At 53.8% G+C, this 4,655-nt stretch carries 3 protein-coding genes and 1 pseudogene; 3 read left to right on the top strand and 1 reads right to left on the bottom strand.

The features are described 5' to 3' along the window. A partial coding sequence (locus ACP5OT_RS16240; RefSeq protein ID WP_428132738.1) for an HYR domain-containing protein occupies positions 1–213 on the top strand: 213 nt, incomplete at its 5' end. 87 nt (positions 214–300) lie between these two features. On the opposite strand, the gene ACP5OT_RS16235 is transcribed toward ACP5OT_RS16240, so the two are convergent. Next, the gene (locus tag ACP5OT_RS16235) at positions 301–1,062 is read right to left on the bottom strand and encodes an alpha/beta fold hydrolase (protein WP_428132736.1); all 762 of its coding nucleotides are present in this window, start codon (positions 1,060–1,062) and stop codon (positions 301–303) included. A 245-nt stretch (positions 1,063–1,307) separates the two neighbouring features. On the opposite strand from ACP5OT_RS16235, the gene ACP5OT_RS16230 reads away from it, so the two are divergent. Next, complete coding sequence (locus ACP5OT_RS16230) at positions 1,308–4,274, top strand: hypothetical protein (RefSeq protein ID WP_428132733.1); 2,967 nt, start codon at positions 1,308–1,310, stop codon at positions 4,272–4,274. A gap of 15 nt (positions 4,275–4,289) precedes the next feature. Then, a pseudogene (locus ACP5OT_RS16225) lies at positions 4,290–4,655 on the top strand (DUF11 domain-containing protein); the annotation flags it as partial.

The raw sequence follows: 4,655 nt of genomic DNA, 5'->3' as shown, positions 1-4,655 counted from the left end.
GTTGATGCAGTCAGCGGGGCGGTCGCTGTCACCTGCACGCCGGCCAGCGGCAGCACCTTTCCCCTCGGCACCACCACCGTCACCTGTACGGCTACCGATGCCGCCGGCAACACCGCTTCCGGTAGTTTTACGATAACAGTCACCTCAGCCAGCGCACCCCCAGTTGACGGCCCACCACGCTATACGATCTTCATCCCAGCTATTGCGCGCTAGCAATCCATCATTCAGTACCCCATCGCCATATCGTCGATGGGGTACTCACCAAAAGGTTGTTCGTAAGATGCGATCACAACCCTCGTTCTATCGCTCTACCCGCACAAGGCCGTGTTCCGCCAAAAATCGCTCTACCCTTGCTCGAAAGGCGTCAGGGTTACGCCATGCGATCAAGTGCCCAGCCTCTGGCTCATACACAATCCGTGCCCCGCGGATCCCGGCGGCAACCGCGCGGGCTTGTTCGTCCGGTACAAACGGATCTTTCCCACCGTGAAAAATAATCACTGGTACCTTGATTTGATCGAGGCAAGGCGTCACGAGAGCTTCTTGCGCGGCGAGCTGCTCGATGACGGCCTCGACGCCCGCATTGAGAATCGGCCACCAATCGGCGCCATGCTGACCGGCCATGTAGCGGTGCCAACTTGGTGACATACTGGCAGTTGCTTGCCGGTGTGCCTGATAGGTTGCGGCGGTGACACGCGCAAATACTCCATCGAGGATCAAAGCCGCTATGCAATCCGGCCTGATACAAATGGCATTCAGAGCGCTAATACCCCCAGCGCTCATCCCAAACACGGGAACTGGCTCGTGAAACAGACCGGTGAGCGCATCTGCTACGGCTTCACCCTGCATTTGAAAGTAGCGCGGTGTAAACAGATCGGGCGGACGAGCTGAACCACCATGGCCGAGTAAGTCGAATGAGTAGACAGTGAATCGATCGGCGAAGCGCTGCGCTAACCGAACTTGGGTTGCTGCTGTGTAGGTATTACCGTGGATTAAAACAAACGGCGCTCCCTGACCAGCAATAAGATAGTGAAGTGCTCCGTGGCGAGTGGTAATTGTTGGCACTGTGGTCACTCCGTAATAGATATAATTGTGAAATAATTGTAGTACATCTTGCAAGATTACAATTAATTTATACAAATCAATTCAAAAGGTTAATTTTTTGACAGTTAGAACACCTGTCAGATATGACCATGAATTTACAAATCAGTCAATATGTACTATAATTCGGTGAGAATTTACGTTTATGTGCATTTTACAATCCCCCTCAGATCACACCCTATTAGGGGAAAGCCAAGGGAGAATTCGTCATGAAACGACGCATCAATTTTATGCTATTGTTCATCTGGGCAGTTGTGCTAGCTTTACCTACACTTACTAACCAGATTGCAAATGCCGTTGAACTACCACCAAGCGGTTCACTGATGTATTTACAAACATCTAGTCCAAGTCGAGGTTTGGGTATCGGTGATTGGTACACCAACAACAGTACCGGTGCCGGTAACGGCTATCACTACATCACCTTGCACGTACCCTGCGGCTGGGATCCCAACAATCCTGTGCATATTGATCTGTTTCATCCCGATTTAAACAACACCAGTGGTGGCGGGGTGAGCGATGAGATTACCACCTCCGGGACTACCACGTTCGAGGTATATCAACCGGGCACAGTCCTTAATCCGCCAACGCAACCGGGCCCATTGGCAACCGGTTCCTTGATCCAGCAGACTTACAACTCCAATACTATTGGGCCGCAATGGACACGATTGTACACGATCCCAGCACCGGTAACATGCGGCACCTACATTCTACGTGCCCAGACCGGTGGTAACGCCGATAATAGCTGGCGGTTACGATTTGGCACCGACAATGACAACGATCCAAATAATTCACCACCACTAAACTACGATAACCCCGACGGTAACCCGGGTACCGGTGATGAATTATTGATCGGCATTTCGGCAACCACATTTCAGCATGATAATGCTTCTGGGGCCTGCATAACCTTATATGAATATGTCAACCCCGGTCAAAGTAGTGTGACGTTTCACAACTTTGACATGGATGGCAATATCCGCGTTCGTTATTATGCACCAAGTGACACTTACGATCCTAATGGATTGACGGGAGGAATTACCGGCACTATATCCAGTAATGCAGTATGGAACGGTGGGACGGGAAGTACGCGCGGTGGTAATGCTTTCGCGAACCCCGAGTCTGGTTGGTGGCGAATTGTCACTTGTGTTAACCCTAACAATCAGTTTATTCAAGAAGGTCAGACCGGTGTTATTGGATTTCTGACCCAACCACCAACACCTCGCATGGAATTGAGCAAAACCGACGGCACTACCCTCACAGCGCCTGGCCAAACCCTGACCTATACCCTTACTTTTACCAACACAAGCCATACTACACCTTCTCCCGGTGCTGCGTTCAATGTGGTGATTACTGACACGCTACCCACCGGGGTGAGTTATCAGAGCTGCTCTATGGGCAGTCTCGCCGGCTCGTGCAGCGAGAGCGGAGGCGTGGTAACCTTCACCTTGACCAACCCGGTGGTCGCCGGTAGTAGTGGTACAGTATCGGTAACAGTACAGGTAGATCCTGGAGCAGGTGGATCAATTACCAATACAGCGACGCTCTCGTATACAGATCAGCTCAATAATCCGTATCCATCCGTCTCGACCAGTGATACCGACAATATCCCACCCCAACCCCAAATGGTCCTCAGTAAGACCGACGGCATGTCGATCACCGCGCCCGGTCAGACGCTGACCTATACCCTTACCTTTACTAACACTGGGGTGGGTGCGGCCCATAATGTGGTGATAAGCGACACGCTGCCCACCGGTGTCTCGTTCCAAAGCTGTGATGCCGGTTCGCTCGGTAGTTGTAGTGCGAGCGGCGGCGTAGTGACCTTTACACTCACCAACCCGCTAACGTCCGGCGCAAGCGGCAGTGTCACCGTGACGGGGCTAGTCACGGCGAGCGGGCCGGTTACACTGACTAACACTGCCACGCTCACCTACACCGACAGCGCCAACCAACCTCGCCCGTCGGTGACGGCGAGTGATGAGACGACGGTGCCACCCCAACCCCAAATGGTCCTCAGTAAGACCGACGGCATGTCGATCACCGCGCCCGGTCAGACGCTGACCTATACCCTTACCTTTACTAACACTGGGGTGGGTGCGGCCCATAATGTGGTGATAAGCGACACGCTGCCCACCGGTGTCTCGTTCCAAAGCTGTGATGCCGGTTCGCTCGGTAGTTGTAGTGCGAGCGGCGGCGTAGTGACCTTTACACTCACCAACCCGCTAACGTCCGGCGCAAGCGGTAGTGTCACCGTGACGGGGCTAGTCACGGCGAGCGGGCCGGTTACACTGACTAACACTGCCACGCTCACCTACACCGACAGCGCCAACCAACCTCGCCCGTCGGTGACGGCGAGTGATGAGACCCGCATCCCTGGTAGTACTGCTGTGCTTCTTACTAAGCGGGCCACCATCGTTGTCGATGGGAATAACGATGGCCTGGCAGGTGCCGGTGATGTGATCGAGTACATCTTGATTCTAACCAACACCGGTCCCGAAGTAGCCCTACAACTCTTGGTCGCCGATACGCCTGATGTCAATACGACCCTGATCACCGGTAGCGTAACGGCAACACCTCCGGCTATCGTTGCTCAAGGGAATAACGTTGGTGATACCTTTGTACGAGTCACCCTCGCATCACTTGATGTAAACGCCAGTCTCACCGTCACTTTCCGTGTGCAAGTCAATACACCATTACCGGCTACTGTCACCGCAATCATCAATCAAGCAACGGCGAGCGGTGCAAATGTGTCAACCACACCAAGTGATGACCCAACCACAACGACATCTGACGATCCAACTCGCATAAGCACGCCACCACCCGATGCACCGCCCACAGCTATTGTGCTGACCGAGTTTCGACTCGTCGCTACCAATCAAGGCTGGGATATCATCTGGGCTACCGGTGCAGAAGTAAATACACGTGGTTTTCTCATCTATCGTTCAATTGGTGAACGTGAAAAAGCACAGTTGCTCACCCCTTTACCCATTCCGGCGCAGGGTAGTGCGGGTAGCGGTGCTACTTATCAGTTTAGTGATCACACTGCGGTGAACGGTGTCGCGTACTCGTATTGGCTGGTCGAAATTGAAACAAATGGTACCTTCCACGAATATGGTCCGTTACAGCCGCGTGGTACTATAAGCCAACAGTACCGATACTTCATTCCGCTGATCGGGCGATAGGGAGTCACATTTGTTATGAGAGATACGATCTGGCGCATCATTCCCATTATCCTGGGCGGCCTTCTTTTCTTGGCCGCACTGTTGTCAACATCGCCGGTCATGGTTGATGCAGCACCGCCGTTGAGCATTACTGAAACAAGCACGGCTGAACCACCAACACGCACACCGACCAACACGCCGGTGGTGCCGCCGACCAACACGCCGGTGGTGCCGCCGACCAACACGCCGGTGGTGCCGCCGACCAACACGCCGGTGGTGCCACCGACCAACACGCCGGTCATTCCACCACCAGATTCTCCTGATGCACTCCCCGACCTGGTGTTAACCAAAGCGGTCGCGCCGAGCGTGGTCCAAGTCGGCGATCAGGTGGTCTATACGCTG

Source organism: Chloroflexus sp., assembly GCF_049970315.1.
Classification (GTDB): domain Bacteria; phylum Chloroflexota; class Chloroflexia; order Chloroflexales; family Chloroflexaceae; genus Chloroflexus.
The sequence above is the reverse complement of the archived record's forward strand: the minus strand, read 5'-3'. Positions and strand labels throughout refer to the sequence as shown.